The 24,874-nt window shown below is 65.3% G+C and carries 20 protein-coding genes and 6 pseudogenes; 6 read left to right on the forward strand and 20 right to left on the reverse strand.

Features of this window, described 5'->3' with window-relative positions:
• Positions 1–610 precede the first annotated feature (610 nt).
• The 12 genes and pseudogenes from IG194_RS21160 to IG194_RS21215 form a co-directional block, all read right to left on the reverse strand.
• On the reverse strand, positions 611–844 hold the full coding sequence (locus tag IG194_RS21160) for a HEAT repeat domain-containing protein (RefSeq protein ID WP_082996197.1): 234 nt from the start codon (positions 842–844) through the stop codon (positions 611–613).
• Between the two features lie 459 nt (positions 845–1,303).
• Positions 1,304–2,461, reverse strand: a pseudogene (locus IG194_RS21165) (TIGR03752 family integrating conjugative element protein); the annotation flags it as partial.
• Positions 2,451–3,338: a TIGR03749 family integrating conjugative element protein gene (locus tag IG194_RS21170; protein WP_058488657.1), complete on the reverse strand. Its 888-nt coding sequence runs from the start codon at positions 3,336–3,338 to the stop codon at positions 2,451–2,453. The gene IG194_RS21170 and the pseudogene IG194_RS21165, both read right to left, overlap by 11 nt.
• Positions 3,335–3,904, reverse strand: a pseudogene (locus IG194_RS21175) (PFL_4703 family integrating conjugative element protein); the annotation flags it as partial. The pseudogene IG194_RS21175 and the gene IG194_RS21170, both read right to left, overlap by 4 nt.
• A pseudogene (locus IG194_RS21180) lies at positions 3,901–4,446 on the reverse strand (toprim domain-containing protein); the annotation flags it as partial. The pseudogenes IG194_RS21175 and IG194_RS21180, both read right to left, overlap by 4 nt.
• A 294-nt stretch (positions 4,447–4,740) precedes the next feature.
• Positions 4,741–5,129: pseudogene (locus IG194_RS21185) on the reverse strand (single-stranded DNA-binding protein).
• On the reverse strand, positions 5,126–5,674 hold the full coding sequence (locus IG194_RS21190; RefSeq protein ID WP_009618235.1) for a DUF3158 family protein: 549 nt from the start codon (positions 5,672–5,674) through the stop codon (positions 5,126–5,128). The pseudogene IG194_RS21185 and the gene IG194_RS21190 overlap by 4 nt, the downstream one beginning before the upstream one ends.
• Positions 5,671–6,459, reverse strand: a complete 789-nt coding sequence (locus IG194_RS21195) for a PFL_4669 family integrating conjugative element protein (RefSeq protein WP_043272437.1) — start codon at positions 6,457–6,459, stop codon at positions 5,671–5,673. The genes IG194_RS21190 and IG194_RS21195 overlap by 4 nt, the downstream gene beginning before the upstream one ends.
• A 159-nt stretch (positions 6,460–6,618) precedes the next feature.
• Entirely contained in the window at positions 6,619–6,984 is a 366-nt protein-coding gene (locus IG194_RS21200; RefSeq protein WP_043315149.1) for a type II toxin-antitoxin system RelE/ParE family toxin, read from the reverse strand.
• A complete protein-coding gene (locus IG194_RS21205) occupies positions 6,984–7,274 on the reverse strand; it encodes a type II toxin-antitoxin system ParD family antitoxin (RefSeq protein WP_009618238.1) in 291 nt (96 codons plus the stop codon). The genes IG194_RS21200 and IG194_RS21205 overlap by 1 nt, the downstream gene beginning before the upstream one ends.
• Before the next feature lie 113 nt (positions 7,275–7,387).
• Positions 7,388–8,581 carry an STY4528 family pathogenicity island replication protein gene (locus IG194_RS21210; protein WP_058488659.1) on the reverse strand — a complete coding sequence of 398 codons (1,194 nt, stop codon included), beginning with the start codon at positions 8,579–8,581 and terminating at the stop codon, positions 7,388–7,390.
• A gap of 2 nt (positions 8,582–8,583) precedes the next feature.
• A pseudogene (locus IG194_RS21215) lies at positions 8,584–8,670 on the reverse strand (coproporphyrinogen III oxidase); the annotation flags it as partial.
• A gap of 808 nt (positions 8,671–9,478) precedes the next feature.
• Here IG194_RS21215 and IG194_RS21220 point away from each other — a divergent pair.
• Positions 9,479–9,889: a helix-turn-helix domain-containing protein gene (locus IG194_RS21220; RefSeq protein WP_064987532.1), complete on the forward strand. Its 411-nt coding sequence runs from the start codon at positions 9,479–9,481 to the stop codon at positions 9,887–9,889.
• Positions 9,889–11,133, forward strand: coding sequence for a type II toxin-antitoxin system HipA family toxin (locus tag IG194_RS21225; RefSeq protein WP_058070491.1), 1,245 nt, complete (start codon positions 9,889–9,891; stop codon positions 11,131–11,133). Before IG194_RS21220 ends, IG194_RS21225 begins: the two co-directional genes overlap by 1 nt.
• 21 nt (positions 11,134–11,154) lie before the next feature.
• On the opposite strand, the gene IG194_RS21230 is transcribed toward IG194_RS21225, so the two are convergent.
• From IG194_RS21230 to IG194_RS21260, 8 genes and pseudogenes are all read right to left on the reverse strand, one after another.
• Positions 11,155–12,360, reverse strand: coding sequence for a DUF3322 domain-containing protein (locus IG194_RS21230; protein WP_009618246.1), 1,206 nt, complete (start codon positions 12,358–12,360; stop codon positions 11,155–11,157).
• Positions 12,357–15,734, reverse strand: coding sequence for an ATP-binding protein (locus IG194_RS21235; protein ID WP_043315146.1), 3,378 nt, complete (start codon positions 15,732–15,734; stop codon positions 12,357–12,359). The genes IG194_RS21230 and IG194_RS21235 overlap by 4 nt, the downstream gene beginning before the upstream one ends.
• Positions 15,731–16,405 (reverse strand): DUF4194 domain-containing protein, encoded by a 675-nt coding sequence (locus tag IG194_RS21240; RefSeq protein WP_058488660.1) that lies wholly within the window; start codon positions 16,403–16,405, stop codon positions 15,731–15,733. Before IG194_RS21240 ends, IG194_RS21235 begins: the two co-directional genes overlap by 4 nt.
• Positions 16,406–16,436: 31 nt before the next feature.
• Positions 16,437–17,909: a DUF3375 domain-containing protein gene (locus IG194_RS21245; protein WP_009618251.1), complete on the reverse strand. Its 1,473-nt coding sequence runs from the start codon at positions 17,907–17,909 to the stop codon at positions 16,437–16,439.
• A gap of 95 nt (positions 17,910–18,004) precedes the next feature.
• A complete protein-coding gene (locus IG194_RS21250) occupies positions 18,005–18,436 on the reverse strand; it encodes a type IV toxin-antitoxin system AbiEi family antitoxin domain-containing protein (RefSeq protein ID WP_225617257.1) in 432 nt (143 codons plus the stop codon).
• A 21-nt stretch (positions 18,437–18,457) separates the two neighbouring features.
• A pseudogene (locus tag IG194_RS32855) lies at positions 18,458–18,610 on the reverse strand (type IV toxin-antitoxin system AbiEi family antitoxin domain-containing protein); the annotation flags it as partial.
• Between the two features lie 362 nt (positions 18,611–18,972).
• Positions 18,973–19,320 (reverse strand): type II toxin-antitoxin system RelE/ParE family toxin, encoded by a 348-nt coding sequence (locus IG194_RS21255; protein WP_058488662.1) that lies wholly within the window; start codon positions 19,318–19,320, stop codon positions 18,973–18,975.
• A gap of 9 nt (positions 19,321–19,329) precedes the next feature.
• Positions 19,330–19,581, reverse strand: a complete 252-nt coding sequence (locus IG194_RS21260) for a type II toxin-antitoxin system Phd/YefM family antitoxin (RefSeq protein ID WP_081884705.1) — start codon at positions 19,579–19,581, stop codon at positions 19,330–19,332.
• 456 nt (positions 19,582–20,037) lie between these two features.
• Here IG194_RS21260 and IG194_RS21265 point away from each other — a divergent pair, with 456 nt between their 5' ends.
• The 4 genes from IG194_RS21265 (at position 20,038) to IG194_RS21280 (ending at position 24,381) form a co-directional block, all read left to right on the forward strand.
• The gene (locus IG194_RS21265) at positions 20,038–21,453 is read left to right on the forward strand and encodes an amino acid permease (protein WP_058488663.1); all 1,416 of its coding nucleotides are present in this window, start codon (positions 20,038–20,040) and stop codon (positions 21,451–21,453) included.
• A gap of 125 nt (positions 21,454–21,578) precedes the next feature.
• Positions 21,579–22,115, forward strand: a complete 537-nt coding sequence (locus IG194_RS21270; RefSeq protein ID WP_058488664.1) for a 2,4'-dihydroxyacetophenone dioxygenase family protein — start codon at positions 21,579–21,581, stop codon at positions 22,113–22,115.
• Positions 22,116–22,171: 56 nt separating this feature from the next.
• The gene (locus tag IG194_RS21275) at positions 22,172–23,077 is read left to right on the forward strand and encodes a LysR family transcriptional regulator (protein ID WP_058488665.1); all 906 of its coding nucleotides are present in this window, start codon (positions 22,172–22,174) and stop codon (positions 23,075–23,077) included.
• 62 nt (positions 23,078–23,139) lie between these two features.
• Positions 23,140–24,381 carry an aspartate aminotransferase family protein gene (locus tag IG194_RS21280; protein WP_058488666.1) on the forward strand — a complete coding sequence of 414 codons (1,242 nt, stop codon included), beginning with the start codon at positions 23,140–23,142 and terminating at the stop codon, positions 24,379–24,381.
• The last annotated feature ends 493 nt before the right edge of the window (positions 24,382–24,874 follow it).

The raw sequence follows: 24,874 nt of genomic DNA on the forward strand, positions 1-24,874 counted from the left end.
AACCCTTGTAAATCAATCACTTACAGAAAAATTACCTTTCCAATTACCTCAAATTACCTTTCAAGGTAATCGCCTAAAGCCAGTAACGACGTGGCTTCCAGGGGTGTTCGAACCCCGAATTACCAAAATTACCTTTTCCCGAGGCCTCAACCGAAAACACGGCCTGGGACAGCCCTCTGCCGCGCCCAGGAAAAGGGGCTCCGGTGCAGGGATTCGCAGGTATTCCCCACCGCCGAAACGTGCAGCCAGCGCCCAGCCTGGGCCGCCTGGAGGGCTCCGCAGGGGTGAAGAAAAAGTGCCCCCTTTAGCCCGCAGGCGTGGCGGGGGGACGACTGCGCGCGCCGGGTGATTTAGGATCGAAACTTTCCGTTACTGATAAACAATCTCGTTTGCGGTAGTCGTTTAGCCTGCCCACGAGGTAAAAGGCGGCCTTCAACCGCTGGAGAGCGATACGCTGGTCATTCGTCAGGACGGGTACGGAAGGGGAAGGCTGGAGCGGAAGGTCAGTTCTTCCGGTGCGCACGGGATATGGGAGTGTTCCCCGTGGATGCGGGGATGAACCGGCGAATAGGCTGTATAGCGAAGGCCCGCAGCAGCAGGCCCTGTGATTTTAACCGATCAGATCTGCCGCTTGAGCGCGAGAAAGGAGTTGGCCGATTGCTTTAGCCGCGGCTCCCCGAACTGCTGCCGTTCCATCAGTTGTCATGGCCTTGCGCAGGGCGGACAAAGCTCCGGGGCCACCACAGTGACCAAGGCCCAAAGCCGCGCCGGCCCTTGCGTCAGGATGGCCATCTTTTTCAAGAGTGGTGATGAGTTCTTTTACGACATCTTCGAAATTAGCCATCTGTCATGCTCCGTGTTGGATGGTGCTTTGGCCTCCGTAGCCTACTCAGGCTTCTGGTAGTTTGAAATCCCTAAACTTGATCACCTCCTCCCCGACCCAGTCATTCACCTGGCGCAGCCGCGCCTGCAGCGGCGCCAGTTCGTTCGCCTCCCACACCGCCGTCGCATCCGTGATCGAGCCGAAGCCGCCGGCATTCTGCGGCACCACACCCAGCAGCTGCGGGTAGACGCGCAGCGCGGCGAGCTGGTCGTCGCGACTGATGTTCTTGATCGCCCCGAAGTCGTCCTTCGCCGCCACCTCGCTGACCGGGATCAGTTGGATCCCCTCCTTCTTCCCGTTGGGCGCGTAGATGAACAGGTTGCGGAAGTTGCCCGGGCCCTTTGCGTTCTTCAGTGCTGTGCGCAGGTTGTCGATGTCTGCCTGGTCCTGTGCGGCGTCGGTCATGTAGAGGATGAAGCCGGCGTGGCTGCCGTTGTCAGACTTGATGAGCGAAGCGGCGCCCGCGCCGGCAGCGGTGATCAACGCCTGCGATCCCAGGTACTGCTGGGCGTTGCTGCGGCGCTCGCCCGAGACGCACGGGATGCCGTAGGGATCGCTGATCCAGCTCAGGCCGTCCAGCAGACTGGTGCTGTCCTGGCTTCGACTGCGCTTGCCGTCTTCCTCCAGCACCGTGCGGATGGTGCCGTCGCTGAACACGAAGGTGATGGAGCGGACCTGCCCACGCACGCACGAGAGCGTCCAGTCGCCCGAGGCCGTGCCGCTGACCACCGCACCGGCCACGTCGGGAATCTCGATGCCGTTGGCCGCCAGGTTGTCGGCCCCGATCAGCACCTTGAAGGGAAACGGGTCGTTGACGGTGCCGTCGATGGGAATGCGCCCGATCAGCGCGGTCATGGCGACCGAGCCCATGAGTGTGGCATTGGCGGGCACCGTATAGACCGCCCGGGTGGTGTCGGCAACGGCCTGCGCCGTCCTGTCGCTGACGGCTTCCGCCGCGGCCGACAGCTCCGGCGAGGCCGGGCCGAAGCTGGAGGGAAAGGCGGGCAAGCGCGGGCTGCTCGAACCGCCCTTCGGATCGGGCCGGGCATCATCCGGTTCGATCCAGCGCATGCCGCCATCCTTGAGCGGCCCGCCGTCGTGCCCGTCCAGTCCAAGGCCGATCGGCAGGTCGGCGACATCGCCCTTGCCGGACAGCTCGTCCAGGCGGCGCTGCAGTTCCTGCATCAGCCCTTGCGTCTGCTGCCGGTCGCTGGCGGCCTGGGTGCGCTCCTGTTCCAGGCGACGGCGTTCGCTGTCGAGAGCGTTTTGGATGCGCTGGTCGATCGCACCCTCGCGGGTACGCAGGCGCTCGTTCTCGGCCTTGTGCTGGCGGTTGTCGCTCAGCGCGGTCTGCAATTCGGTACGGAGTTGCTTGACCTGCGCGACCAGGGTGGCGACGGTGTCGCGCGGGGTGTCGCCCGCGATGCCGAGCGCCTTCATTTCCTCCGGAGTGAGCTGCCCGGGGACATCCGGCTTGCCAGGTGCGGCGTCGCTGCCCGAGAACAGCCTGGCACCGACGAACACCAGCAACAATGCCATCGGAATCAGCAGCCACTTCAACAGGGGATTACTCCTCATCGGACGTCCTCCCCGCAGCGGCGGCCGGCGGCAAGTTCGTGCCGGCATCGATGGGGCTGAGCACCGGCATCAGGGACTCGGCCAGGCCGCGGTCGCGCGTGACCAGATAGACCATCGTGGTGTCGGTCGAAGCGCCCGCTGGCCCCAGGTCGGGATGCTGGAAGGTCGCGGCCACGAAGTCGCCTTGCAGCGCCCTTGGATCGAGATCGATACGGTGAGGCGAGGTGTTGGTCAGGCGCACCGCGGTGACCCACTGGTCTTCGAGTCGCCAGGCTGCCAGCGCCCGCGCCTTGAGCGGCAGCGTTGGCAGCAGTGTGTCCAGCGCGAGCGGGCGCCGCAGCGGCACGCGCCCGATGCCGGCCACGGGCTCGACGGTGCGCAGCGGTGCGTAAAGGTTCTGCGCAGCGTAGCGCGTCAGGACAACGGCTACCGGCGTCTGCCGACGCTTGGCGGGTTGCGCTGCTTGGCTCGGACCGGCGGCGGTGTCTTTGCTGGCCTCCGCGGCGGCGTCCTGCAGGACGATGCGTACAGGCTCCAGCGGCTGCTCGCCTTCCCGGGCGTCCGTGGCGGCGATGTCGACCAGCACGATGGCACCGGATTCCACGTCCTGCAGTTGCAGCCGCGTCGGCGCGATGGTCTCGCTGGCGCGCAGGTAGATGGCTCCACCCGCGCTCTGCACGCGCAGCCGCTCGCCCAGGCTCGGGGGCAGGCCGACACGCACGTTGCGGTCGATGAAGACCACGCGCTCCTGGCCGACGACCAGCGGGACGGCCAGCGGCAGCCGCTGCCAGCGCAGGATCTCGATGGCATGGCTGTCCGGTACCAGGCCGAAGCCAAGGGCCAGGCTCGCCACGATGGTGAAGACGTGGTGTTTCAAGGGTTGCCTCCCTGCGAAAGGCCGCCGCCGGGCGTGCCGGACGGAGGCACTGCCTGCGACGGTGCCTCGATCCGCTGCGGCGCGCCGTCATAGCAGTCCAGCGCAAGGCCGAAGGGGTTGCGCGGGGGATCGACGTCCAGCCGCACTACTTTCAGTGGATAGCGCACCAGGGCCCGCTTGACCTGCTCGGCGCCGTAGTACTCGTCCGCGCTGACATCGAGCGTGACGATCCAGTCGCGACTGGAAACCGTCTTTACCCGCATCGTGGGGTTGTCGCCGAAGCCGCGCCCCGGAATCTCGTAGATGCCGCGCACCCGCTGGCGCAGTTCGCCGCTGCTGCGCCGGTGCTCGTAGTCCTGGCGCAGGAAGGCCTGGCAGGCCGGTGTGAAATAGGCCGACAGCGCGTGGAGGTTGCGCGGGTAATTCTGTTCGCCATCCGTCGGCCAGCGCTGGACCTGCTGCCAGACGTAGAAGGCGAAGGCATAGACACTCTCGGGCGGCACATCCCACCAGGCGCGGGTGCTGCCCGAGCGCAGATCGGGGGGCACATGGATCGTCAGTTGCCTCCCTGGCGCCCGAGCAGGGTGAACAGCCGGCTCAGGTTCATGCCGATCAGCCAGTCGGCGCGCGATCGGGCGAGTGCGGAGAAATGCAGTGGCAGCGTCTCGGCGGACGGTTTGAGCGCGCCCAGCGCCTTGCGGATCGACGCATCGTTGAGCGCCGACAGCCACAGGCGCTGAATCGGCCCGTGGTAGCCGCACAGGTCGATGATCTCGCGGGCGATCATCTCGCCCTCGCGGTTGGCGTCAGTCGCGATCACCAGTTCGCTTGCCTTGGCGACGAGTTGCCGCACGACCTTGAATTGCGCCGCGGTCGCCGCCTTGGGCTCGACACGCCAGCGCTCGGGAAGAATGGGCAGTTGCTCGATGGCCCAGCGCTTGTATTGTTCGCCGTACCCTTCGGGCGGAACCGCCTCGACCAGATGACCGATGCACCAGGTCACGACGACCGCGGCACCGCTGTAGCAGCCGTTGCCGCGTTGGCCAGCGCCCAGCACACGGGCAATGTCCTTGCCCTGGGACGGCTTCTCGCACAGGAATACGCGCATGAAGCCTCCTCGGAAATATGCGGTTCATCGGATGGGCGTCAGCTTGGCAGGGCCAGGAGATGCCGGCAGCAAGGAAGCCGATTGAAGCAGGCGCCGCTTTGTGATCGGCAGGCAGTCCGTTGCCGCAGCGGTGCGCATAGACCGCAGGATCTGGCGCAGCAAGGACGTCGTTTCGGGAGGGGCGGCTGGAACTCCGTGGACGACCTTGGAGCCCCCCCTGGGGATGGCTCGCTGGTGCATCGCGGGCGCATGACGGTTGCTACAGCCGCCCTCGGGGGAACGGCTATGGGCGAATTACTGTCCGGCGGCGGGCCTGGCGCTGAGCGCCACCGACTCGATGCGGTACGGCAGGATGCCCACGCGCCGCGCCGCGCCTCGACCTTGAACGTGACGCGCTCGTTCTCGTCGGCGTCCTCCCATTCGTCGCGCACGGTGCGGCCCTCGACCAGCACCCGCATGCCTTTCTGGTACAGCGTCTTCCAGTGCTCGGCGTCGCGATGCCACAGCTCGACCGGTGCCCAGTAGCCGCCGCGATCTTCGTACTCGCCGTCCTTCTTCGGGATCGGGTTGTCGAAGTAGACGTTCAGGCGAAGCAGCCGGCGCGGCTCGTCGTTGCCGTTCGGAAATTCGCGATAGTCCGGCGCAGAACCGATGTTGCCCTCGCCGACGAAGTGCGTGCTCATGGTGACTCCTTGGTGGTGGGTGGAACGGCCGCGGTATGCCCGTGGACACGCCGCAGGTAAGCCGCTTCCGCCTGGGCGGCCTTGCTGGCGCATTCCAGGGCTTGGCGAGCGATGCTGTGGGTCAGGCTGATCTGCATGTTCAGCACGATGCGCTGCAGTTCCATCGCGTACAGTTCGTCGATCAGCGACGCCGGCGTCGCGGGGTTGGCCAGCAGGGCCTCCCACAACGACACGCCCATGGAGGAACGGTCCAGATTGCGCCAGCGCAGGAAGGTCGTCCCTGCGCCAGTGGCCTGCTGGGCCAGTTGCACGTCGAGCAGGCTGAAGGGGTAGGCGCGCGCCTGGGGCAGCACGCGCCGCTGCGCCAGGCCAATCACGTCGTCGCGCAGCGCTGCGCACTGGCTGGCCCAGGTCTCCAGACTCCCCTTACCCTTAAAAGGCTGTAAAAGGCCTTTTAGGTAGCCTGCGTGTTCCAGCCGCTGGAAGTCCGCCTGTTCCAGCGCCACGAAGCGCGTGGAGTGGCTGATGGGGGGCGATGCGGTCATGCGCCAGCCCCCTTGTCGCCCGCCGCACCATCGGCTGCGCCGTCCGTGGGAACCGGCGCATCGGGCTCGATGGCAGGCGCAACAGGCGGCATTCCGGGCTTGGTTGTCCGCCGCGCGATCGGTGGCGCGAAGCGCGAGCGGCGCGTGCCTTCCAGCACGTCCTGCGGCAGTTCGCCGAACTTCTCCAATGCTGCTCTCGCCGCGGCGTTCTTCGCCGCGAAGTCGTCGCGCGTCGTGCCCGAGTAGCGGTACTGCTGGGCCAGCGAGAAAAGGCTGCGCAACGCGTGCGCGCCATCATTGAGCCAGCGCTCCAAGGTGCTGCGGTCGATCAGCGCCGTGTGGTGCGCCAGGATGAGTTTGCGTGCCAGGTCGTCGTAGTCGGCCAGCAGGTACACCGCCATGAAGCCGAGTTGGGCGTTCACGAACAGCGGCAGCTTCACTGGCTGCACGTTCATGTTCTCGCCCAGCGACAGCGCCGGGGGTACATCGGCCAGCGCCTGGTCCACCTGCTCGCGCAGCGCCTGCAGCGTGCTCTTGGTCTGCTCCAGCTTGTCTTCGATACGCAGCATCCAGAAATCGGAGTACGGATCATCCTGCTCGGAACCGCGCTTCATCTTGTTCATCGCGCTGATGAAGCCGTTGAGGCCGATGATGCCGGCGCGTCCCTCCGCCGGTGCGCGGCCGTGCCAGATGCGCGAAGCGTGATGAGTGTGCAGCGTCAGCGACATCGCGCTGCGCAGCGATCCGAGATTCAGTTGCAGGGGTTCTGTGCGTTCGTTGGCCATGGGAGCGACTCGCGGTGAAGGGGCGAGTCGCCAGCATCGGCATCGGCAGGAAGGCCGTCAGTCAACAAACCGCAGCCCATGCGCGCCCGGTTTGTTCCGCACGGAAGGCTGTGTGTGCCGGCTATCCCCTGGGGATAGGTGTGCCGCAGGAGGTGCCGGTTATTCCCAGGACGCCTCGGGGTCGAGGTGTCGTGCCAGCTCCATCGCGTCGTGAAGCACACGACCGACGACGGTCACGTCGGTCTCCGTGCGGTAGATCAGGAAATGCCGCGGCCGACGTACGATGCCGCTATCGGTGCGGCCACGCTCCCGGCTCAAGTGCAGATGCCAGGAGCGCACGCCGTCGCCAAGCTCCGGTCGTTCGATACTACCGGGCCGGTCAGGTTGGGCGGAAACATCGCGCAACGCGGCCACGATCAACGCCTCGTAGCGCTTGCGTGCTACGTCGCCGAAGTGTTCGTGCGTCCAGGCCAGGATGTCGATGAGGTCCGTCTGTGCCGCAGCGGATAGTCGATATCGCGCCATCAGCGAGCTGTCTGCACCCGACCGGCGGCTTGTTGCCCCAACTGCCCGATGAAGTCTTCGAGCTTGTCATCGTCCACATCCGTATAGCGGCCGGCGGCCACATCGGCCCAGCCCGTCTTGGCGGCTTTCTGCAGCGCCTTGAGCTTGGTTTCTTCGAGTTGCTCGCGCCGCTCGATCAGGCGCAGGCCTTCGCGCAGCACTTCGCTCGCGTTCTGGTAACGCCCGGACTGAACCAGGGCCTCGACAAAAGCGTGTTGATGCTCACTGAGCACCACATTGCGGGTGGGCATGGTCTTGGCCTCCACGATGAAACAGCGTCAGAATAGCAGTGTTGGCATTTTATGCCAATGAGCCTCCCGGAAGGCTCCCTGTCCCAGCCATCCCCTGGGGATAGCCCGCTCGGTCAGGGGGCGCGCAGCGCCGCCCGCAGCCGTGCCAGGTGGGCACGCACCACCTCGGGGGATGCCGGTGCCGGTGCCGGTGCCGGTGCGGATGGCGGTGGACGAACTGCTGGCGCTACTGTGGCACCGTCGCCCGCCCACGCCTTGAACTCCCCGCGGATCGCCTTCTGGATGATGCCGAAGAGATAGCCGGCCGGGTTGCGCACCGCGCCGTTTCGGCAGCGTGCCGCCCACTCGTCGAGTACGGCCTGCCGCTGGGCCTCGTCCACCTGCTGCAGTGCCACCAGCGCACCGGCCTGCTGCTCGTCCTTCAGGCGCAGGAAACGCTCGGGCAGCCGCAGGTTCTGCAAGGCCCTCGCGCGCGGTACTGTACGTACTTCATTTATACGATCACTACGTACTGTACGGTCCTCCTTCGGAATCCGAAGAGAGCCGTCCGGCGCGGGTTTCGGCCCTGCTTCGGATTCCGAAGACGGGCGCGCAGCATTCCGAAGATGGGCTTCCTGGCCTTCTTCGGATTCGTGGTCCGCACCCTCCTGTGGATAACCTGGCGTCGTCCGGCCATGCAGCGCCATGCGCTGCGCCAGCACCTGCAGGCGGGTCGGCAGCGTGCGGCCGCTGAGCAGCGGGTCTTCGGCAATCTCCTTGAGCGTGTTCATGCCCACGATCTGCACCGCCTTGGCGGCATGGGTCAGCGCCTGGCTGACCAGGCCGAGGTAGTCGGCATCGAGCTGCATCGCCTCGAAGGGCGACAGCGGTTCGTCGTGCAGCACATAGAGGTTGCCTTGGATGCGGCCGGTCTTCGGGTCGCGCCGTCGTCGCACCAGGCTCAGCCAGCGCGTCAGCCGCAGCAGCGTCAGGGCGCGCGCCACGGTCTCGTGCGATGCCTGCGCCCCGCAGGGCATCGAGGCCAGGTAGGGGCGCAATTGGTCGTAGGTGGGAAAGGCGGTCACGCCGTCGTCGTTGAGCTGCAGGCGGAACACCTGCCAGGCGTTGCGCTCCAGCGGGGTCAGGCGCCGGTCGAGGAACAGTCGGCGCGGCACGCTCTCATGGCGGTTGCCGCTGTAGAGAAACCCGTCCTGGCTTGGCGCCGTGCCCTGCGCCGGTTCCTTCGGATCAAGGTGCCGCAGCGCCTCGTCGAACACCGCCGACAGCGCAACCGGGCCTTCGCGCCGTGGTGCGCCGGCCGTGGTCATGGCTACACCAGCCCCTGGTCGATCCAGTTCCGTATCGCCGACCAGATCACCGACATCGGCAGCCGGTTCATCCCCCTGGCGAGATCGAGGATGCGGCGCTCGAAGCGTGACAGCCCCGTCCACTGGATGGCCGCCTCGATCGGACGGTAAAAGACCTTGGCTTGGGGGCCGGATGAAGGTGGCTTTCGCATGGCTGCTCCCTGGTAACCGGATTCAGGACATCTGTTTCCCTCGTTGATTGGAATCGCTGCCGGCACGCACCTTCACGGCGCGAGACGGTGGCGGCTTGGCTTGTGGGAAAGGCCGGGATGACGGATGTTCACCAGAGCAGCCGCCTGTCGATATGGCACTTGTCCACCAGCACCGAGCCACTGCGTGGCGGTATGCTTCAAGGGGTTGACTGCTCATGGCAGGATGGCTCGATAACGAGGTTTTGCTACAGACGCCATCAAGGCGAAAGACGGATTCGGTCTTCTCGCGTTAGAGCCTGGTCGTCACCGGCATGCAAGACAGCGACGGTCTGTCAGCAGACGCGGTTCGGGCGGAATCAGGTGTAGTGATGCCGCTTAGACGGGGTGCGACGAGGTTTCGGGCAAGACTCCAGCGGTCTGCCTCCAGATCGACAAAGCATGCCCCCCGTTTCTCGCACGCGTGCGAAAGAGCCGTTTGGTGGCTCCTGCAACGCAATCGAGCGGTGAAGAGGCGAGATCACCCGTCGGATTTCAAATGGTGCTGGCAGCCCGTTGTTACCTCCCCCGAACAGGACCGCTCGCAATGGAACAGCGCGGTCACCGGAACTGCAAGGGGCAGGCATGGGCTGGATTGACCGCCCTCCATTTTTGCGTTCAAATATGAACGATTATTTGGTAAATAAGCTCATATTTGAGGCCGTAAAAGATGTCTTCTTCCGAGCAAAAGCGTTCTGGCACGCAGGTGGCGATGCCGCAGCCTGTCGCGCGCGCATTGCGCCGCCTAGGGCAGGACATCTCGGCGGCGCGGCGCATGCGCCGCCTGAGCCAGGAAGACCTTGCTCAACGCATCGGCACGTCCCTGAGCACCGTCAGGCGCATGGAAGATGGCTATCCCGGCACCGCGCTGCACACCTTCCTGCGCGCGCTGCACGTGCTGGGCCGGCTCGATGAACTGACCCAGGCGATGACCCTGGAGAACGACGCGCTCGGCATGGAACTGGTGCGGGAGCAACTGCCGCAGCGGGTACGCACCTCTGCCGGCAGGAAGCGGCAGGCAGCCCCCGTCGTCGACAAAGGCGATGTGCCCGCGCCGGCCGATGACCTGAAGGGATTCTGATGGCAGCGCCTCGGCCCACACGACGTCCGGACCTCGAAGTCCACCTGGGGGCGAGCGGCCTGGTCGTGGGGCGCCTACATCTGGGCAGCGGCCGGCGCAGCGCGTTCAGCTACGACGAAGGCTGGCTGCGGGATGCCCGTTTCTTCACGCTGTCGCCCGATCTCCAGCCGGTGGCCGGCGTGCAGCACCCCCGGCAGGTGTTCTTCCTCGCGCTGGAGGACACCGCGCCCGACGCCTGGGGCGAGCGCGTGATCCGGCGCGCCCATGCGAAGCTGCGGCAGGAAGACCGCGACACGCCCGCCCTGGACCCGGTGGACTTCGTGATGTGGGTGGATGACGAGGCGCGCATCGGCGCGCTGCGCCTGTTCGATCCGCAATCTGGCGCCTACCTGCGCGCCGGAGGAGCGAATCGGCGTGTACCGCCCCTGGTGGAACTGGACAAGGTGCTCCACGCGGCCCGCGCCCTGGAAGACGGAACGGAAAGCGTGCAGGACCTGCGCTACCTGCTGGGGCAAGGCACCTCGCTGGGTGGTGCCAGGCCCAAGTCCACGGTGCGCGATACCGATGGACGCCTGGCGGTCGGCAAATTTCCCAGCCAGGCGGATCGGCGCGACGTGATCCGGGGCGAAGTGCTGGCCATGCAACTGGCGGACGAGGCCGGCATCCGCGTGGCGCCGGCGCGCGTGGAAGTGATCGGCGGCACGGCGGTCGCCGTCATCCGGCGTTTCGACCGCACCGACGACGGCGCTCGCATCCCCTACGTGTCGGCCGCGACGATGCTCCAGTCCGATGGCCGAGACGCGACGCATGCCTACACCGAACTGGTGGATGTGCTGCTCCAGACCGGCGCCGATCCGATTGCCGACATCCATGAGCTGTGGCGCCGGCTGGTCTTCAATTTCCTGATCTGCAACACCGACGACCACCTGCGCAACACCGGCTTCCTGTACGACGCGCGCCAGCGCGGCTGGCGCCTGTCGCCGGCCTTCGACCTGAACCCGATGCCGGGCGACCGTCGGGAGAGCAAGACCTGGCTGACCGAGGATGCGGGCGTCATCGATAGTCGGGACATGCTGATGGCCGCGGCGCCGTATTTCAGGCTGGATCCAGCGCAAGCGGGAGCGATCTGGAACGAGGTGGCCCAGGCCGTGGCGGGCTGGCGCGCGGTGGCCCGGGGCTTGGGCATGCGCGGCACCGACCTGCTGGACTTCGAGCCGGCGTTCGTCGAATCGACCACGCCCTGACAACGCCGGCAGGAAATGCCGCTACGGCCGGAAATCGTCCCGGACTGTTGCGACCAACGCCGCGCACAGCCAGCGATAGCCGATGCGTTCCTGTTCCAGCCGCAGTTGTGGCCGGATTCGATCACCGCGCAAGTCGTCGTAGAGAGCGGGTTCATCATCGACCAGTCGGGACAAGGGCAACGTATGGCGTTTGTCGAGGGGCTCCTCACCCCATTGAAGTGCGTGGGCCATCAGGGTGGAGCGGTCCATGAGAAACGAAGCGGCCAGCGGGAAATACTTGCGCAGGCTGTCCAGAATGGCAAAGCCATGGGTATCGATGTCTCCCCAATAGTGCAGAGAGGCGCGATGCAGCCAGTCGGCCCGGGCGAGCGCTCCCCAGCCATAGCCAGCACCGAACACGACGATGGCACCGGACACCGGCGGAAAGGCCAGGAAGTTCACCTCGTTTTCGGTGATGAAGACACGCTGCGCAGGCAGTGCGAGCGCGGCGAAGCTGTCCTCATCCAGGGTGATGTCGGTCAGGCCGGTGCAGCCGGGAAGTTGGGGCAGTTGCGGATCGAGCAAGCGCAGGCGGATGCGAACGGGCTTTTCCAGAAAGCCGTAGCGACGGGCAAACCCGGTCATCCCGGTTGCAGCAGGCTCAATGGCTTCAGTCGGCAAGGCCAGGTCCAGCCACTGAGCCAGCGTACCGCGATGCGCTTCAATGAACTTGCTGTCCACGCCCGGAGCATCGACCTGCCGAAGATAGACGCCGGGGCGCGGATGGGTTTGCACCCAGGCCACCACGGCCAGCAGGCGCGGCCAGTGTTCGGCCAGTGCCAAGGTCTGCAACGGTGCTCTGTGCAGCCACGGCAGCAGTGCGGGTTGCGCTTCGGCAGTTTGCTGCCAGAGCGCCTGGAATCGGTGGGCATCGCCGGTCTTACCGATCATCGCCAGCGCGTCTTCCAGCGTATCGATCCAGAGCGTATCCGGCAGGCGCTGCCGTCCCTGCACCCGGTGCGTCCACTCGCGCCATTCGATGCGCACGAGTGGCATGGCGCTGATGTCGCGCACCCAGCCGCGCACGGCATCGAAACGGTTGCTGAGATCGGCGGCGGACGGCGATTTCAGCGACAGACGCAACGGCCAGCCCAGCGTGCCGTCGCCGACCACGGCACGCAGCAACTCGCCGCGCTGCCACAGCCGTTCGATCTGCGCGCGAAGGTCGGCGGGCTGGCTCCATGTCATACAGCGCCGCCCCTGGCGGCAGCCTTCTGTGCCCGGTATTCCTCGATGCTCAGGCTGCGCAGCCGCGACTCACGGCCGCCTTCGTTGTGCACGAAGCCGACGCTGGACACGTATGGCTCGATGATGTGGATCTTCTGCAGCGGCGTGATGATCAGCAGTTGCAGGTTGAGCTGGCGGAACAGTTCCAGCCCATACTGGGCCGATTCATCCGAGCCGCGCCCGAAGGCTTCGTCGATCACGACAAAACGGAACGAGCGAGAGCGCACCGCCCCCCATTCCAGGCCGAACTGGTAGGCCAGGCTGGCGGCCAGCACGGTATAGGCCAGCTTCTCCTTCTGCCCGCCGGATTTGCCGCCGGAGTCGGAGTAGTGTTCGTGCTCGGCATCGTCCTCGCGCCAGCGCTCGCTGGCGGAAAACAGGAAGCCGTTGCGCACGTCGGTCACCTTCTGCATCCAGCGCCGGTCGATCTCGGCCAGTCCCTCACGCCCCCGGAAGCGGTCGATGATGGCTTTGACCTGCAGGAACTTGGTCTCGGAATACTGTTCGTCTTCCGAGCCGCTCAGCGCGCCTTCGGTGCAGGCACGCAGATCCTGCAGGAAGTCGCGGATCTCCGCATCGGGGCTGGGTTGCGCCAGCAGCCGGATGTAGCGTCCGGGGTTGTAGTCGATCACCTGCAAGGATTGGTTGATGACATCGACCCGCTCCTTGATCGTTTCCCGCTCGCGCGCGAGCTGGGCATTGAAGTTGGCGATCTCGTTGATGGTATTGACGTTGAGCAGTTCCTTGAAACGCGCTTCGAAGCGCGGCAGGTCGTCGTGCTGCAAATCCTTCATCAGTCGCTCGAACTCGGGCAGCGCGGCCAGGCTGATGTCGATCTCGGCGGTCTCTGCCTTGAAGGCCTCCTTGAAACCGCGCATGGCGTTGATGATGCGTTCGGTCAAGCGTGAGAGACGCTTGTCTTCGGCATCGATGCGCGCCTGCAAGCCATTGCGCACGTCCTGTTCGCGGTTGTCGCAGGACTCCACCGTGAGCTGGTGGTCGCCCAGGACTTCGGCGCGCCAGCCCTCAAGAGATTGCAGCAACATGTCGTCGAGTGCGGCTTGCGTCTGGATTTCGAGAGCCTGCGCATGCTGTGCCTGGGCAGTTTCGTGTTTGCTGCGGATTTCTCCGCGTTTGCCTTGTGCCTCGCCAAGATCGTCTTCGATCTCCTTCAGGCGCTCAACGACCTGCGCCAGTTGGCTTTCCAGTTCCCGCAGGGTATCGGAGGCCGCCTTGAGGCGGTCGCGTTCCTCGGTCAGCCGGGCAATCTCGCGTGCCGGTGCCTGCCAGTCGATTTCGCTGTAGCGGGTGAAGACTTCGAGCTTGGCCAAGGCCTCCAGTTGCGCCTGGCATTGCCCGCGCAATCGCTGTGTGTTGGCAATGCGCAGACCGATGTCGCCCAGTTGCTGTTCCAAGCCCTCGCGTTCGTCGCGCAAGATGCGCAGCTTGTCGGCGTTGCTCCAGCCCAGCACGTAGCGGCTGCGGTCGTCGATGCGGCGGCGGTCGTCCTTTTCGTGGCGTCCGCTCGGGTCCTTGATCTGTCCGGCGCGGGTGATGGCGCGGGTCTCGCGGCGGAACTGCTCGGTGTTGTCGCAGCAGGCCAGGTCGAAGCGGTGGTGCAGTTCGCGTTCCAGCCAATCGTAGTGCGGCGTGTCGGGCTTGATGAGCAGCTTGCGCACCAGCGACTGGGGGGGCAGGCTGACGGCCTGCGTGGACTTGCGCGCACGCACGTGGAAGTACACCAGACGCGTGCCAAGGTGCTGGCGTTCCACCCAATCGGCCACGTCCTTGTAGTGCACATCCGGCACCAGCAGGGACAGGCCGAAGCCATGCAGCAGGCGTTCGGCCGCGCCCTCCCAGTCGCGTTCGTCCTCGCGCACCTGGATCAGTTCACCGGCAAAGGGCAGGTCTTCCTCTGCGATGGACAGGGCGGTGCACAATGCCTCGCGGATACGCACTTGGGCCGCGTCGATATTGCTCTTGCGACGCGCAAGGCTGTCGATCTCGTCGCTGAGCGCTTTGTGTTCTTCCTGACCCCGCCGCAGCGCATAGCCGTCTTCATTGATCTGCGTATCGTGGTCCGCAATGCTTGTACGCAGCGCTTCGGCGTGTTCTCCGATGGTGGATCTTTGTGTCATGAAAGCAGCTTCGTCTCCCGGCGCTGCTTCGCCAATGCACGTCAATAGCGTGGTGTACGCGTCGGCTTTCTCCTGCCGTTGCTGTTTCTCGGCCTCCTGCTGCTGAATGGCGGCAGCGAGTTGTTGCAGCCGGTCGCCGCCGTTCTCGCGCAGTGCGCCTTCGAGTTTCCCCTGCTCGATTCGGGCGTTGTCTCGTTGCTCTCCCAATTGCTTGATGCGGGCATCCCAGCGCGTCGCATCCTGAGTCAACAATTCCAGGCGCCTCTCCAGCAATGCTGCCTTCAAACCGGCAAAGTACGGGCGTAATGCATCGCGTCCTTGGCGCAGCGCCTGGATCTCGCCGGTGATTTGCCCGTGGCGAAGGCCATCCTCCACCAGCGGAGCCAACAACTCGATCTGGCGCTTGGCCTTGAGTACCGACTGGTGGGCGCGGTCGAGGTCATCGAAATGGCCGAGCAGTGCCTCGATGCGGCGCCCTACGTCGAACGGTTCGAGCATGTGGCTGCGCACGAAATCGGTCAGATTGCCAACCGATTTCATGGAAACCGTCTGATGGAACAGTTCCAGTGCCTGCTCGTGCTCGATGCCGAAGCGGCGGCGGAACCAGGCGCCGTAGGGCGGGAAGCTGTCGTTCAGTTCGCAGCCCATCGCGCGTAACTTCTTGCGCAGGCCGTTGATGTCGCTGCCGAATCCGGAAAAGTGCTCGGTGATGGACAGTTCCCGCTCTACAGCCACGAACAAGCGCGCAGGCTGGCCCTGTGGTTCGCGAAACCAGAAGACTTGCGCCAGTGTGACCGCCTGGCCGTAGCCTTCGTTGCGGAATACACCCAGGATCACGCTGTAGCTGGTGGTGTCGCGTAGCGCCACCGGGCGGGTGCTGCCGGTGGTTTCGTTGCGCTCGCTCTTGTAGTGGCCCAGCACGTAGGACCGCAGTGATCGTTCACGCGTCTCGGCGCCTGCAGCCTTGTTGTAGGCGATGCGTTGCGCCGGCACCAGCAGCGTGGTGACGGCATCGACCAGGGTGGATTTGCCCGAACCGATGTCGCCAGTCAGCAGGCCGTTGCGCCCATCGAGTTCATAGCGCCAGACACGCCGGTCGAATGTGCCCCAGTTCAGGACTTCCAGCCGCTGCAGGCGAAAGCCGACGCGGCTGTCGTCGGCCACGAAATCGAGCTCCTGTGGCGAAAAATCGTTCATCGGCCGGCTTCCTTGTCGCGATCGGCACCTGACAATGCGGTGCGATAGCCCTCCAGGCGTGCATCGAAGTCGGCCAGCCACTGTGCATCGACGAACGCCTTGAGGATGCGCCGTACCTCGTAGCGAGTTGCCTGCTGAGCTGCGCCAGCAGCGGGCTTGAGCTTGCGCAGATAACCCAGTTCCACCACCTTGGTGATGGTCGAATCCACTTGGTCGATGAGGCGCGCCTCGTTGGTGCCGTCCGGCAGGAACACGCGCATCAATTCGGCGATCTCCTCGCGCGACAGCACCAGCCGGGTATCGCTGCCGCTGGCGTCGGATTCGGCCATGCGCTTGCGCAGCAAGGCCAGCATCAGGCTGACCGGGTAGGACAGCGGCCGTCGCGCGATCAGGCGTGGCGGACGGGGTGTGGCGTCCGCATGCTCCGGCTCCGGCTGACTTTTGAGGAAGGCGTAACCCTCGGCTTCGTCCAGTACCAGATCCAGCAACAGCACCGCCGCCTGCTCCCGCACCCGCGCTTGCAGGCTCAGCAGGCTGGCCCACAGGCGCTCGTCGTCCTGACGGTACAACACGCCTTTGAGCAAATGCACCATCAGTTGCGAGAGTTCCGCGACAACGGGCGGGCGGGACTCGGTACTGCCTTCTGGATCATCCTGGTGCATGTCGTTCATGGCTCTTCGCTCTATCCGTCGCAGCTTGCATTCAACGCGCAAAAATAACGCGGGGCATTCGCGCCCGCCGTCGTACCGTTGAGCCATCGCTGTCCTGCATGGCCCATTCGACGATCTCCTGCACATCGTCATCCACCGTGGCCCTGAGGCCATCCAGCCCGCGGCTGCCCGCGTGCGCCAGTTCCAGCCAGGTCACCAGCTCGGCCAATCCCTGTTGCAGCGGCTGCGTCTCCAGCAACGCGCGCAAGCTGATCTGCGACTGCTGCCGCAATGCCTGCCGCAGGGCCTGACGCAGGCGGGTCTTGTCCACGACGTGCTGGTCGAACAGGCGTGCGGTGTCGATGTCGTCGTCACCGTCCTCAAGGACCAGTTCCGCCAGGCGTGGCTTGGCATGAAGCGCGAACAGGGGGCGTTCCTGCGGCAAGGCGATGTCCGCGCCCATCTCGTCGAGGCGTATCACGTCGCCGGCCGGAGGCATGTCGCGCAAGGCCAGCGCCTTGGTTTCGATGCCGTGCAAGAGTTCGAGGATGCGGCGGTTTTCCTGGAAGGCCCGGTCATCCAGGAAGCGGCGCAGTTGTTGCGACAACTGCGCTACCGTGCGTTGGGTATGTTCGCCCGCTTCCAGCCAATCGTGGTGCACCCGGCGGGTGCGCGGCTCCGGCTTGAGCGCAACCACGGCGGGCAGGCCGAGGATCTGGTCGAGCCGTGCGGACAGTTCTTCCTGGCGACGGCTGGACATCAGGAAGTCCCAGAATGCACGGAAGCTGCGCCCCTGGTCGGAATCCCCGATGGCGTCGCGCTCGCCCATGACCTCGTCGAGCAGCGCCCCCTTGCTCCCGTCCCACAACGCGATCTTCTCGCGGACGCTGCGGTCGAGTTGGCGGAAGTTGTGTTCCACCTGGCGAAAATCGCTCAGCAGTTCGCGCGCCAACTGCTGGAATTGCAGGAAGCGATCCTTGATGGCCGTGTCATCCATGAGCGGCACATCGCCGGACAGGACGCGGCCAATCTCGGCGTCGATCTCATCGCGCTTGCGGCGCAGTTCCTCCAGGCGCTTGGCTGGATCGGCCTCGCTTCCGGTGCTGATCTGCTCCAGCAGCGCGAACAAGGTCAGCAGGCGCGATTCGGTACCGACGAAAGGCCGTTCGGTCAGCGACACCAGCCAGGCGATGGCCTTTTCCGTGGCAGGGGTGAGATCGAACTGGGCCTCGTCGGTGCCGGGCTTGTAGAATTTGCGCAGCCAGCCCTTGTCCGGCGCGCACCAGTCATTCAGGTATTCGGTTGCGGCTTTCGGATACGCCTCGGCACCGAGCTGTTCGCGCAGGGCAAACAACTCGTCTTCCAGCATTTCGGCCAGATCCGCTTCGCTCGTCAGCCGCACGTTCGGTGCAACGAACACCCGGTACAGGAAGCTTGCTACCAATGGCGCATGTGGCGAGGCGAGCAATCGCCATGCAGGATGCCGATCGCGGTATGTCGTGAGCGTGAGGTGGTCCAGTGCCATGATGGGCTGCCTATTCGAGCCGTTCGTTGACAACGACGTCTCGATCCGAATTTACGGATCGGCTCGCCCGGCAAGCGTGAATCAAGGCAGCGTGGTCACTCATGCGAAACCGCCTCCAGGTAAGGACGCATGACATTTGCGACCCGACAGACCTTGGCATGGCGCCATAGGTCATCGGCTGAAGCCTTGCGTGTCCTCCAGGCAGCTGCCTCAATGGCCACGTCCAGGCCGATCTGGTTGCGGTGCTTGAAGCAGTCCGCCACGGTTTTTGCGGCACTGTAGATCCGCAGTCTAGCGCCGTCGCGTTCGTGCTCATCAATGCCCGAGGCATAGGCATCACCCGCCATCTGCACCATCTTGATCGGCGGCTGCTCGATACGTGGGGTGTGGCTGCCGCGAGGCATGGCAATCCAAACCTGGCGAGGCAGTTGCGTGGTCAGTTCGTGGAACTGGAGTGCCGTCAGCAAGCAGAACACGGCTTTGGGAACCTTGACTGCAATCGTGGCAAGGTCCTCGTGCTCGGACATGGGGGGGCCTGGCAAACGGTAGAGGCCGCGCCCGACACGCTCCAACTGCCCGGAAGTAGATAGACGTGTCAGCACCACCCGCGGCGCGGCGATGGTGTCCAAGTCGCTGGTGCGCAGGAAGCCCTGCTTGTGGAGCAGGGCAAGAGCGCGCTGGGCATGTGAGGATCTTTCCATCGTCCCAAAGGTGTTCCTTGATTTCGTTGATCTTATACATCAAACGATAGAATGAAACTCGCCTGCCTGGAGCGCGCGTTGATGACTGATCGCGAATGTCCGCAGACAAATGCGGACAGGATCTGGTTGCCGATGCGGTTCGACCGGTACATGATCTGGCCTGATTCCGTAGCGCCAACGGAATAAACCCGTTATCAATCAACGATATGAGTGCGGCGTGATGTTCCCTTCGCCCGCTCCAGAACACCCTGCCAAGCCCCTGAAATGCCTAGCGTTTCGGGGGTTTTGCTTTTTGGGGGCGGGAAGGTGTCGAAAAAGTGTCGAGGCATACTTGCTCATACGCACTCGGGCGCAGAGAGCCATCACCCGATAGGCCCCACCAAGCAGTAGCGAATCAATTGCTGTTCCACACTCTGCTTCTGGCGTAAGACCAGGATAACCGCGACCTCGCCTTGCTCTTCGTGTAGTTCGTAAAAGACGCGATAAGGGCCGGTATTGAGTTCGCGATAGTTCAACACCCCCAAAAGGCTTGCCTGCTGGCTGATTGGGTAACCTTGGGGTGTAAGAGAAATCTTCTCTTCAATCTCATCCAAAAGGCTCAGCACCGACTGGAGTGCAGCCTGCGAACCTTGGAATTGAGCCAAGTGGTGTATTTGGTCTTCGATGCTTTGTTCTGCGGTATCGGTGAGACGGATGACGACCTTGGACATCGAACCTCCTTATTCTGGTTGATCGAACCTCCTGGAAAGACGAGCTTTCAGATCATCTACAGAGCGATGTTTGCCTTCTGCGTATTGACGAGAGCCAATCGCAAGCAGCTTCACCAACGCAATTGCTTCGTCACGTTGCTTTCGTTCTGCATATGACTCAATCACGTAGGCAGGAACACCGTTCTGTGTGACGACCATTGGCTCGGATAAATCCAGGTCAGCCGCATGGCGTTTCAAATAACTAATTGTCTCGACTCGCATGAGTCGGTACCTCCATTGCTGTGGGAACACTCAAGGCCTGGAACTCAGGTTCTACGGTGTTCGAACTCCACCAGGCCCCATATCCAGGCAACCGATGGGATTCACACGTCGACAGTTGAATCTGCCGATCAGTTTCGTATCGTAGCCTGAATTCGGACCGAATTTGAACCGTCTGCGGACGCTTTTTTCTTTGCCTCTGCCAACACTGTGACGTTCAGCCTATGAGCGGGTTGAATCGATCATCGCTACCCAAATGGCGATCTTCAATGAGCAGCGCGGCTCCGACTGCACCGAGTCCTTCGGCTATCCCTCATCCCTATCTGTGAACCCAGTTCACAGCCCCTATGCCATCAACGGGGATTATCACCCCGCCCCCGGCTCCCTACCCTGCGCAGACCAGGGCCCGTGAGGCCCTGGACAATCACAAGAACAATCCTGCGTGCCGAGGTGCTGTCGATGAACGCGACGCCTGAGAACCCACCCAAGAACCGCCTGGGCCACGGCCTGAAGAACCGCCAGGTGACCATGATTTCCATCGGCGGCGTGATCGGCGCCGGGCTTTTCGTCGGTTCCTCCAATGCCATCGCCACTGCCGGGCCGGCGGTGTTGCTGGCCTATCTGCTGGCTGCGGTCATCGTCGTGCTGGTGATGCAGATGCTCGGCGAGATGGCCACCGCGCGGCCGGACACCGGCTCCTTCTCGTCCTATGCCGACCAGGCCATGGGGCGCTGGGCCGGGTTTTCCATCGGCTGGCTGTACTGGTGGTTCTACGTGCTGGTGATCAGCATCGAGGCCATCGTCGCCGGCAACATCCTCGCGCCCTGGCTGGGCGTGGCGCCCTGGGTGGCGGCGCTGGGCATCACCCTGGCGCTGACGCTGTGCAACTGCCTGAGCGTCGGCAACTTCGGCGAGCTGGAGTACTGGCTGGCGTTGTTCAAGGTGGTTTCCATCGTCGGCTTCATCGTCCTCGGCGTGCTGGCGATCTTCGGCTTGCTGCCGGGCTCTTCCACTTCCGGCGTGCAGCATCTGTATGCCGACGGCGGCTTCATGCCTAAGGGGCCGGTGTCGGTGGTGGCGGCCATGCTCACGGCGATGTTCAGCTTCCAGGGCAGCGAGATCGTGACCATCGCCGCCGCCGAGACCAGGGAGCCGCGCGCCAACATCCGCAAGGCGATCCGCGCGGTGGTCTGGCGCCTGGGCCTGTTCTACCTCGGCTCGATGCTGGTGGTGGTGTGCCTGGTGCCGTGGAACGCGCCGGGGCTGGCGCAGGGTTCCTACCAGTCGGTGCTGGCGGCGATGAACATTCCCTACGCGCCGCAGATCATGAGCGTGGTGGTGCTGGTGGCGGTGAGCAGTTGCCTGAACTCGGCGATCTACACCGCCTCGCGCATGGCCTACTCGCTGGCCTATCGCGGCGATGCGCCGCGCGCCTGGGGCCGCACCAACCGCCGCGGCGTGCCGCTGGGCGCGGTGCTGAGCACCGCCGGCGTGGCCCTGCTGGCGCTGGGCGCGAACTACCTGCTGCCCAAGGAGGTGTTCGACTTCCTGCTCGCCTCCAGCGGCGCCATCGCCCTGCTGATGTACCTGGTGATCGCCATCACCCAGCTGTGCATGCGCCGCAAGCTGCGCGCCAGCGGCGAGCCCCTGGCGGTGGAGATGTGGGCCTTCCCCTGGCTGACCCTGGCGACCATCGCGCTGATCGTCGGCATCCTGGCGATCATGTCGGTGTTCCCCGGCCACCGCGGAGAACTGCTCACCACCCTGGGCCTGAGCGCCGTGCTGGCGGGCATCGGCCTGTACCTGCAGAAGCGCCAGCCGCAGCTCTCCGCGCAGCGCGCACAGGGCGGCTTCGGCGAACTGGCGGCGCTGTGACGCCACTTCACAACGCCTGTGCCGGCGGCCCGGTTTTTCCGCCGCCGGCGCCCACCTAACCTGCCCGTGGTGGGGCTCGCCGAGCCCGCCGTGGCCTTCCCCAACTGCCTGATAGAGAGTGATCGATGAGCATCGCGATGAAGCCGGACGAACTGGCGATTCCCTACCAACTGCCGCAGGTGCCGTTCATGGCGCCGGACATGATCCTGCCCGGCGTGCTGGACCAGTGGCTGGAGGACGACCGGCTGTGGGTCCCGGTGACCGCCAGCGTCTCCTTCAAGCCGCTGCTGCTGAGCGTGAGCGGCGGCTACTACATCAACCTGCTGCGCGTGCGCCAGAGCGGCGTGCTGTCGCGCCATCGCCACACCGGCGGCGTGCACGCGCTGGTGCTCAAGGGCCGCTGGTGGTACCTGGAGCACGACTGGGTCGCCGAGCAGGGCTCCTTCGCCTTCGAGCCGCCGGGCGAGACCCACACCCTGTTCGTGCCCGAGGACGTCGAGGAAATGATCACCTGGTTCCACGTCCAGGGCGGCTACACCTACGTCGACCCGCAGGGCGTGGCGGTGGGCTACGAGGACGTCTTCACCAAGCTGGAGGCGGCGCGCCGGCACTATGCGTCCATCGGCCTGGGCGAGGACTACGTCGAGCGCTTCATCCGCTGAAGCGGGCCGGCACGGCGGGCGCTATGCTCGCCGCCACGGCGCATCGAGGACCGGACATGGACAACTATTCGCAACTGCTGGCCTTCATCTGGGCGGTCGAACACGGCAATTTCTCCGCCGCGGCGCGCGCCCACGAGATGACGCCTTCGGCGATCAGCAAGCTGATCAGCCGCCTGGAGGACCGCCTGCAGGTGCGCCTGTTCCAGCGCGGCACGCGGAGCCTGACGCTGACCGAGGAGGGCGCCGCCTACCTGCGCAGCGCCCGCGCCGTGGTGGAGGCGATGGCCGAGGCGGATTCGCTGGCCGAGGCGCTGCCGACGCGGGTCAGCGGCACCCTGCGCATCCACACCATGACCACCTTCGCCAAGCACCAGATAGCGCCCTGGCTGCCGGAGTTCCTCGACCGCTACCCGGCGCTGCAGGTGGAGATCCAGGTCGGCGCGCAGTACGTCGACCAGTTCGAGCAGGGCCTGGACCTGGCCATCCACAGCGGCGTGCTGCCGGACTCCAGCCGGGTGACCCGGCGCCTGGGCGAGACGCAGTGGATCACCTGCGCCGCCCCGGCCTACCTGGCGCGCTGCGGCACGCCGCGCCATCCGCAGGAGTTGCTGCGCTACCGCTGCTTCCAGTTCAGCTTCGACAGCCCGTGGAACCGCTGGAGCTTCCGCGCAGGCCCGGAGCGCCTGAGCGTACCGGTGACGCCCGCGGCGACCTTCGCCCAGGGCGACCTGCTGCGCGACATGGCCCTGGCCGGCGCCGGCATCGTGCGCCTGGCCGACTTCCACATCGGCGCCGACATCCGCGCCGGCCGCCTGGTGCAGGTGCTGGAGGAATACCCCAGCGACCTGTGCGAGCCGGTGTACCTGATCTATGCCAACCGCAAGCACCTGAGCCCGAGGATCAAGGTCTTCCGCGACTTCCTCGAGCAGCGCCTGCGGGAGGCTCCCTGGAGCCTGTCCTAGGGCAGGCCGTTACGACCCATTCACGAGGCGCCCGCACGGCGGGCGTGATGCAGGAGTAGACCATGGCCCATCTGGTGGGTGACGTATCCAGCGCCGCGCGCATTCTTCCCGACCTGGACGGCGAGAAGCTGTTCATCCAGCGGGGCAGGGGAGCCTACCTCTGGGATGCCCAGGGGCGGCGCTACATCGATACCGCGCTGGGCTTCGGCGCGGTGCTGCTCGGCCATTCCGAGCCGGCGGTGATCGAGGCGGTGGGCGCCGCCTTGCAGGACGCCGCCGCGCCGTCCTGGGCCCACGTGCGCGAGCATGCTGCCGCCGACTGCCTGGCGCGCCACGGCGGCGCGCTCGACAAGGTGATCTTCACCAACTCCGGCAGCGAGGCGGTGCACCTGGCCTGCCGCGCGGCGCGCGCCTACACCGGCCGGCCGCGCATCGCCAAGATGGCCGCCGGCTTCGACGGCTGGTTCGACGAGGTGACCCTGGGCAACGTCGGTTCCGCCGAAGCCACCTTCGCCCCTGGCGAGCGCCCGGCGAGCGAGCGCCTGACGCTGCTGCGCTACAACGACTTCGACGACGTCGAGCGGCTGTTCGCCGAGCACCACGACATCGCCGCCGTGCTGCTCGAACCCATGCTGGCCAATGCCGGCTGCATCATGGCCGCGCCCGGCTACCTGGCGCACGTGCAGCGCGTGGCCCACGCCCATGGCGCGCTGGTGATCAGCGACGAGGTGCTGATGGGCTTCCGCCGCCACGCCGGGCTGAGCAGCCTGTACGAGGGGCTGGACCCGGACCTGGCCAGCGTCGGCAAGGCCATCGGCAACGGCGTGCCGGTCTCGGCGGTGCTGGGCAAGGCGCACATCCTGGCCGGCTTCGAGGAAGGCCGGGTGCTGCGCGGCGGCACCTTCAGCGGCAACCCCATGGCCTGCGCGGCGGTGCAGGCAACGCTGGCACAGCTCGAAGACGCCGACTATGCCGCGCTGATGGCGCGTGGCGAGGCGCTTCGCAGCTGGATCGAGCAGCTGTTCCGCGAACACGGCATGCCCCTGGCCACCAGCGGCTACGGCAACGTCTTCGGCCTCTGGCCGGCCGAGCGGGCGCCGCGGGATTTCGACGAAGCCGCGCGCATCGCCAGTCCCGGCTTCAGCAAGGCGCTGCACCTGGAACTGCGCCGCGCGGGCCTGTTGCTGATGCCGTCGCCCTATGGCCGGCTGTACCTGTCCTTCGCCCACACCGATGCGGTGGTGGAGGAGATGAAGGCGGCGTTCGAGCAGGCGGTGGAGCGTTTGGCCGAGGTGCTCTTGTAGGAGGGAGCTTGCTCGCGAACAAGCGCGGTGCCATGCGGTTCGCGAGCAAGCTCGCTCCTACGAAAAGCCGTGCTCGCCTGCAACGTAGGAGCGGAGCTTCTCCGCGATAGCCGGATGTATCGGCGCGCTTCGCGGATAAGATCCGCTCCTACGCTGCCCCACCTGCGCCATTCCCCTGTAGGAGCGCGCCCTGCGCGCGAAATCGCGGGCAGGGCCCGTGCGGGAATGCGTGGTGTTTTTCCCGTAGGAGCGGAGCTTCTCCGCGATAGCCGGATGTATCGGCGCGCTTCGCGGATGAGATCCGCTCCTACGCTGCCCCACCTGCGCCATTCCCTTGTAGGAGCGCGCCCTGCGCGCGAAATCGCGGGCAGGGCCCGTGCGGGAATGCGTGGTGTTTTTCCCGTAGGAGCGGAGCTTCTCCGCGATAGCCGGATGTATCGGCGCGCTTCGCGGATGAGATTCGCTCCTACGCTGCCCCACCTGCGCCATTCCC

Source organism: Pseudomonas sp. ADPe, assembly GCF_014843515.1.
In the GTDB taxonomy this organism is placed as follows: Bacteria; Pseudomonadota; Gammaproteobacteria; order Pseudomonadales; family Pseudomonadaceae; genus Pseudomonas; species Pseudomonas citronellolis.

What these genes read in the sequence shown, in the direction of transcription:
- IG194_RS21190 (WP_009618235.1), bottom strand. Translation starts at nt 5,674, where the DNA reads ATGACCGCATCGCCCCCCATCAGCCACTCCACGCGCTTCGTGGCGCTG.
- IG194_RS21225 (WP_058070491.1), top strand. Translation starts at nt 9,889, where the DNA reads ATGGCAGCGCCTCGGCCCACACGACGTCCGGACCTCGAAGTCCACCTG.
- IG194_RS21265 (WP_058488663.1), top strand. Translation starts at nt 20,038, where the DNA reads ATGAACGCGACGCCTGAGAACCCACCCAAGAACCGCCTGGGCCACGGC.
- IG194_RS21255 (WP_058488662.1), bottom strand. Translation starts at nt 19,320, where the DNA reads ATGTCCAAGGTCGTCATCCGTCTCACCGATACCGCAGAACAAAGCATC.
- IG194_RS21270 (WP_058488664.1), top strand. Translation starts at nt 21,579, where the DNA reads ATGAGCATCGCGATGAAGCCGGACGAACTGGCGATTCCCTACCAACTG.
- IG194_RS21245 (WP_009618251.1), bottom strand. Translation starts at nt 17,909, where the DNA reads ATGGCACTGGACCACCTCACGCTCACGACATACCGCGATCGGCATCCT.
- IG194_RS21200 (WP_043315149.1), bottom strand. Translation starts at nt 6,984, where the DNA reads ATGGCGCGATATCGACTATCCGCTGCGGCACAGACGGACCTCATCGAC.
- IG194_RS21235 (WP_043315146.1), bottom strand. Translation starts at nt 15,734, where the DNA reads ATGAACGATTTTTCGCCACAGGAGCTCGATTTCGTGGCCGACGACAGC.
- IG194_RS21205 (WP_009618238.1), bottom strand. Translation starts at nt 7,274, where the DNA reads ATGCCCACCCGCAATGTGGTGCTCAGTGAGCATCAACACGCTTTTGTC.
- IG194_RS21260 (WP_081884705.1), bottom strand. Translation starts at nt 19,581, where the DNA reads ATGCGAGTCGAGACAATTAGTTATTTGAAACGCCATGCGGCTGACCTG.
- IG194_RS21275 (WP_058488665.1), top strand. Translation starts at nt 22,172, where the DNA reads ATGGACAACTATTCGCAACTGCTGGCCTTCATCTGGGCGGTCGAACAC.
- IG194_RS21240 (WP_058488660.1), bottom strand. Translation starts at nt 16,405, where the DNA reads ATGAACGACATGCACCAGGATGATCCAGAAGGCAGTACCGAGTCCCGC.
- IG194_RS21195 (WP_043272437.1), bottom strand. Translation starts at nt 6,459, where the DNA reads ATGGCCAACGAACGCACAGAACCCCTGCAACTGAATCTCGGATCGCTG.
- IG194_RS21160 (WP_082996197.1), bottom strand. Translation starts at nt 844, where the DNA reads ATGGCTAATTTCGAAGATGTCGTAAAAGAACTCATCACCACTCTTGAA.
- IG194_RS21210 (WP_058488659.1), bottom strand. Translation starts at nt 8,581, where the DNA reads ATGACCACGGCCGGCGCACCACGGCGCGAAGGCCCGGTTGCGCTGTCG.
- IG194_RS21220 (WP_064987532.1), top strand. Translation starts at nt 9,479, where the DNA reads ATGTCTTCTTCCGAGCAAAAGCGTTCTGGCACGCAGGTGGCGATGCCG.
- IG194_RS21250 (WP_225617257.1), bottom strand. Translation starts at nt 18,436, where the DNA reads ATGTCCGAGCACGAGGACCTTGCCACGATTGCAGTCAAGGTTCCCAAA.
- IG194_RS21230 (WP_009618246.1), bottom strand. Translation starts at nt 12,360, where the DNA reads ATGACATGGAGCCAGCCCGCCGACCTTCGCGCGCAGATCGAACGGCTG.
- IG194_RS21280 (WP_058488666.1), top strand. Translation starts at nt 23,140, where the DNA reads ATGGCCCATCTGGTGGGTGACGTATCCAGCGCCGCGCGCATTCTTCCC.